This window comes from Methanospirillum sp. (assembly GCF_028679455.1).
GTDB lineage: Archaea > Halobacteriota > Methanomicrobia > Methanomicrobiales > Methanospirillaceae > Methanospirillum.
Window position 1 is genome coordinate 1 of the sequence record NZ_JAJRBM010000275.1, and the last position, 5,395, is coordinate 5,395.

Consider the following 5,395-nt stretch of genomic DNA (forward strand, 5'->3'; position numbering starts at 1 on the left):
GAACGCGGCTGATAATGGCTCAAGTACAACTCCGATCTCAATTGATTTAGCCGTGTATCTCACCTATCGCACGGTATCATTTCATTAGAGAAAGTACTATCCTGTCCTGACCAGAGAGAAATTACTGATCAACTTAATTTTGGAATTGGGGGACCCACCGCGGTGACGGGGAACTGCTTTCCTTTATTAAATTAATCCTCATTATGCTTCTTCAAGCATAGAGAGGAAAGTGACCTTATCAAATCCGATATCATTGATGATGGACCGGAGAAGCCCTTTGTGAATATCTTCACCGCTATGAAAGGGAATAACCGTAGTCCTTCCATCAGGATGTTGCATTATCATATGACTCCCCCGTTATCGTGTACAAACAAAACCGAGAGCCGTAAGAACCTTTACCACCTTCCTGGGGTCAACAGGCTATCGTCAACGATCTGAACCCCTATAAAGGATCGCAGTTCTTCAACGGGTGGTTTGCCCTTCGCATCAAGATACAAAGCAATTGCTTCACGAATTCTTTCAAGGAGAGCATCAAGACTTTGTGCCTGAGTATGACAGCCGGGGAGAGATGGTACGGTTGCAACAAACCAACCGTCTTCATCCTTTTCGATAATGATATTGAACTGCATTCTCTCTCCTCTATATGTTTATTCTGCTACTCTATCCCTTCTCTGTTTGCTTAATACTTGACTCTGCCGACGAGTGAAACATTCCGGGGATCCCCACCGGTGACCGGTTGACCTCCCGACAGAAAAGGGAGCGATGCGATCGGCCGGCAGGGAGAGTCAACCTGCTACCGTGGTCAGCCCCCTTCCTATCGCAGTCATACCAGGGTAGGACCATCTGGAATTGATGATTCACTTTTTATTCATTTCATTCAGCATGGACTGAACATGGGGTTTTAGTTCAGCGATATCGCGGGTTGCCGTTTTGTAGATTAACCTGACATCAGCTCTGAAGTAGGCATGGATAAGAACATCACACATCCCTGCAATCTCATCCCACGGGATTTCCGAATGTCTTTCCTTCATCCCATCAGGAATCTGCTTTACCGCTTCCCCGATGATCATGATCTGATCTCGAACTGCACTCAGGGTCTTTTCATCATCAGAAAAATCATCCAGTGACAGAGACCCGATGAACCGGTCTATCCTGGTGCAGGCATCGAGAATGTCCAGAAGGGAAAGATCAGGGGCTCTCATATGTACACAACATCTGAGAGAATAGGAGTCCGGAGTTCTGCCCGGATTGCACGTTCCGGGATGACATCAACAGGTTCTCCGAAAATTTTCTCAAGATAAATCTTCAATCCTGAGTGATCAAGAAGGCTGGCGCCATCGCTGAAATCAACCAGAATATCGATCTCACTTCCCGGCCCGGCTTCGTCACGTATGACCAAGCCAAAGATGCCAATCCGGGTGATATGATACTTCTGGATGAGATCAGATCTCGGAGGTTTATCTGGAGAATTCGGATCGTATTGCAGCATTGTCCATGATAATGGTTCTATGCCTGCTTGTCTATTCGTTAACCGAGTGGGTAATCCGTGAGACATTGAGAATTGAAAAGAAAGATATACGGGATCAGAAGGGAAAACCAACTCAAAAACCCTCTGCAAAATGGATTTTCTTCGTGTTCCGCAGAGTGAGACAGATTAAGGAAATTGTTGATTCCAGAATTCATGTTCGACTTCTAAATTTTACAGAGGAGTTACGAGAGATAGTTCGATGGCTGGGGCCGCATGTCGAAAAATATTATGCGTTAAATATTTGATGCCGAGTGTCGGCGCAAAAATCAACGTAATCCAATGACAATCATTCCCCCCGGGTTATCTCTGCCATTATATCGTGATTAGATAAGAACGCCTTTCTCTGTTAATTATTTAGCCTTTCAACCTACCGACCGTATAACCTGCCGAACCGGGACAAGACCAAGAGATTCAACTTATCGTGTCGGTTTCATACCCAATCAACTGAGGGGGAAAAGAGAGAGGTGATTTATGGGTATCTCTTACGAGGGATCTGAACAAATGTCAGCCACTGAACCATACAAGAAGCATTGCGATGAAACCATCCTGGAAAGACATTCCATGTGTCAGGGATTGCCGAGACTCAACCCCGTGACGATAAAGAATAACGGGGATGAACCCGCTATTCTTTTTAATCTCCCCAGAAAGCCGGTGTATCCATCCGGCACAACAATATCTGACCCACTCGTTTATAACAGCAATCAATCAGAGCCGTACCCACTTGAGCAGCCCGGATAACTGGCTGATATGATCCATTGAAGTAGCTGCCAGAGACAGAGGATTCACTGGAATCGTTCCGTCCTCTGCTTCCTCAATCAAGGATATCACCAGGGCTGCAAACTCCATTGATTCAGATGCCAGTTTCAGATATTGCCGATACACGAGGGGAGAGCGGTAATCGCATTGATCACTGTAGCACCCCCGAGAGTCCCGCTCACAACCTCCCACAATATAATCTCCCCCCATTCTTCACAAAGTCACGATCGTCAGATTCCCGGACACAAACCCGGAAGATCGCAGGGTATCGTTTCCGAACTTCTGCGATCCAAAACTCATCATACCGGATCCGTTAACATCCAGACCTCCGGTAAGACCGGGACCGACTACCCGTGACGCTGCATAACTTCCCTTGTTCAGTATCCCCATTGAATACAATTCAGATTCCTCTTCCTGCTCCTGAATATGCCTGATGAGCACACAGGAAAGGCTATCAGGAATCAGAGCCAACTTCCCGAAGCATAATATGAGACCAAGGTGCACCGTTATTTATTCTCAAACCGGTCTATCGCAAGGGCCGTAAGATCAGCAAATATTTCTATAACTCTCCCTTCGTCAGGAGAAATAACTCCATCAATCTCTTTGGGTTTTATCCCAAGTACTCCGAGAACGCCCTTTCTGCTTTTAATCGGTATGAATCGCAAGCGTGAGGCATGCAGAGTATCAGTGTCATAACCGGCAACGGTATCTTTTGAGAACGCCCACAGTGCAACTGCTATCTCATCTTCATTGATTGACAAATCCTTGGAGGAACCCTGGATCTTGAGAGATTGATTATCAGGTATGAAAATTACTGCCTGCCAATTAAAGTTCTCTTCGATCTTTGAGATCACTGCCGAAATGACCGATGCCAGATCAGAGGCTCCGGTGAGTTTTTTTGCGAGGTCATAGAGCATCGCATTCACCTTCTCCCGGGAATGCACCGACATCGCGTAGTTCTGAGCCTTTGAGATCAGGATGCTGATGACAATACCTACCAGAATCATTCCGCCAAAGGTGATGAGGTATTGTGTATCTGACACTCTGAATGTGTAATAAGGTGGCACCAGGAAGAAGTCAAACATGATAACGCCGATGATTGAAGTGAAGATTGCTAGAGATAATCCCCGACGAAATGCTGCAATCACTACTGCAATCAGGTAAAACATCATCAGGTTCGTCTGCGAAATAAAATACTTCGTCAGTTCTCCGAAGATTGTCACGAAACTGACGAGAACCAGACTCTCCAGGTATCTCCCCGGGAGAATTTCAGGGATGAATGCCTCATCTGAATAGGAGAGGTTTTTTCTTTCTTTATCAACAGAACTAACCACATACACATCAATATCTCCGCTTTTATGGATCATCTGGTCGACGATCGATCCAAATATGAGTTCTTTCCACCGGGGTCTGAGCGTCTTGCCGATAACGATCCGGGTGACGTTATGCTTTTTTGCATAGTCGATCAGCGTATCCGGAATATTGAGGCCAAATAGCGTTTCAGTCTTCCCGCCAAGACTTTCAGCAAGTTTGATGTTTTTGTAGATCTGTTCTTTTGCAGCTTTAGACAGACGGTGGTGCATCGGAGTTTCGATATACACTGCTCTCCATTCCGAATTTATCCGGTCTGCCTGTCTTTTTGTCGTTCTAATCAGTTTTTCAGAAAGAGGACTCGGCCCGATAGAGACAAGAAGATGTTCAGATACAGACCATGGTCCGGGAATTGACCGGGTCTGCATATACTCAAGCATCTGATTATCAACCCGGTCTGCAGTTGTTCGAAGGGATAACTCCCGAAGAGCAAAGAGATTTCCTTCATTGAAAAACTGATCAATAGCCCGGGAAGCCATGTCAGGAACATAGACCTTTCCATCAGCCAGCCTGGCCCGAAGTTCAGGCGGGGGAATATCCATGAGTTCGATCTCGTCAGCCTCATCGAGAATCCGATCCGGGACCGTTTCCTTCACGATAACAGAAGTGATCTGTGCTACGACATCGCGAAGACTCTCCAGATGCTGAATGTTAAGCGTGGTATAGACATCAATCCCTGCAGAAAGTATCTCTTCGACATCCTGGTACCGTTTCGCATGTCGGAATTCAGGAGGATTCGTATGGGCAAGTTCATCGATGAGCACCAGTTCCGGATGCCTTGTAAGGATCGCGTCAAGATCCATATCAGAAAGAAGGGCGGTTTTGTAGTGTACTGAAAGACGAGGGATGAGGGGGAGACCCTGGACAAGGGCATCGGTTTCTGATCTCCCATGGGTCTCCACATACCCTATCCTGACATCCACCCCCTCATCGAGACGTTCATGAGCTGCTTTCAGCATCCCATAGGTCTTCCCTACCCCTGCTGCATAGCCGAGAAAAATTTTTAATTTTCCCTTTTTTTCCCGGATTTCTTCTTTTTGTATCTGCGAGAGCAATGCATCCGGATCAGGCCTGCCATCATCCATTATCATCCCATGCCGGATATGACAAAGATCAGGTCAATGAGTTTAATGCCGATAAACGGAGCAATAACTCCTCCGAGTCCATAAACAAGAATATTATTCCGAAGCGCCTCATCAGCAGTCATTGGTTTATACTTCACACCCCGAAGAGCCAGCGGGATGAGAAACACGATGATAAGTGCATTAAAAATTACCGCTGAAAGGATAGCCTGGTGAAGACCCATAATATTGAGGGCTGCAAGTGCCGGATAAGTTCCAACAAATGCTGCGGGGATAATGGCAAAATACTTGGCAATATCGTTCGCAATACTGAACGTGGTGAGAGCTCCCCTGGTCATCAATAGTTGCTTTCCGATCTCGACTATCTCTATCAACTTGGTAGGATTACTGTCGAGATCAACCATGTTAGCCGCTTCCCTTGCTGGTTGAGTACCCGTATTCATCGCTACTGCCACATCAGCCTGGGCAAGAGCCGGAGCATCATTCGTGCCGTCCCCGGTCATGGCAACCAGCCGGCCACCTTCCTGATACTCGCGGATAAGTTTCAGTTTGCTTTCCGGAGTCGCTTCTGCGAGGAAATCATCAACTCCGGCTTCTGCAGCAATCGTTGCAGCGGTAAGCCGGTTATCTCCGGTGATCATGATGGTTTTAATACCCA

General features: G+C 46.6%; 8 protein-coding genes and 1 pseudogene. 1 reads left to right on the forward strand and 8 read right to left on the reverse strand.

All coding sequences use genetic code 11. From position 1 onward, the window contains the following. Positions 1–201 precede the first annotated feature (201 nt). The 4 genes from LUQ50_RS09285 to LUQ50_RS09300 form a co-directional block, all read right to left on the reverse strand. Positions 202–345 carry a type II toxin-antitoxin system HicA family toxin gene (locus LUQ50_RS09285; RefSeq protein ID WP_300039461.1) on the reverse strand — a complete coding sequence of 48 codons (144 nt, stop codon included), beginning with the start codon at positions 343–345 and terminating at the stop codon, positions 202–204. A gap of 50 nt (positions 346–395) precedes the next feature. Further along, the gene (locus tag LUQ50_RS09290; RefSeq protein ID WP_300039463.1) at positions 396–629 is read right to left on the reverse strand and encodes a type II toxin-antitoxin system HicB family antitoxin; all 234 of its coding nucleotides are present in this window, start codon (positions 627–629) and stop codon (positions 396–398) included. Positions 630–857: 228 nt separating this feature from the next. After that, positions 858–1,202: a DUF86 domain-containing protein gene (locus tag LUQ50_RS09295; protein WP_300039465.1), complete on the reverse strand. Its 345-nt coding sequence runs from the start codon at positions 1,200–1,202 to the stop codon at positions 858–860. Continuing rightward, a complete protein-coding gene (locus LUQ50_RS09300; RefSeq protein ID WP_367278983.1) occupies positions 1,199–1,555 on the reverse strand; it encodes a nucleotidyltransferase family protein in 357 nt (118 codons plus the stop codon). Before LUQ50_RS09300 ends, LUQ50_RS09295 begins: the two co-directional genes overlap by 4 nt. Between LUQ50_RS09300 and LUQ50_RS09305 the strand changes: the two are divergent. Further along, positions 1,450–1,773, forward strand: a pseudogene (locus LUQ50_RS09305) (IS1634 family transposase); the annotation flags it as partial. The gene LUQ50_RS09300 and the pseudogene LUQ50_RS09305 sit on opposite strands and share 106 nt — an antisense overlap. Positions 1,774–2,233: 460 nt before the next feature. Here the strand turns inward: LUQ50_RS09305 and LUQ50_RS09310 are convergent. The 4 genes from LUQ50_RS09310 to LUQ50_RS09325 form a co-directional block, all read right to left on the reverse strand. After that, positions 2,234–2,476, reverse strand: coding sequence for a hypothetical protein (locus LUQ50_RS09310; RefSeq protein ID WP_300039469.1), 243 nt, complete (start codon positions 2,474–2,476; stop codon positions 2,234–2,236). 21 nt (positions 2,477–2,497) lie between these two features. Then, positions 2,498–2,755: a hypothetical protein gene (locus LUQ50_RS09315; RefSeq protein WP_300039471.1), complete on the reverse strand. Its 258-nt coding sequence runs from the start codon at positions 2,753–2,755 to the stop codon at positions 2,498–2,500. A 35-nt stretch (positions 2,756–2,790) separates the two neighbouring features. After that, positions 2,791–4,740 (reverse strand): DUF4118 domain-containing protein, encoded by a 1,950-nt coding sequence (locus tag LUQ50_RS09320; RefSeq protein WP_300039473.1) that lies wholly within the window; start codon positions 4,738–4,740, stop codon positions 2,791–2,793. Positions 4,741–4,742: 2 nt separating this feature from the next. Next, the coding region (locus LUQ50_RS09325) for an HAD-IC family P-type ATPase (RefSeq protein ID WP_300039475.1) at positions 4,743–5,395 on the reverse strand (653 nt) is incomplete at its 5' end.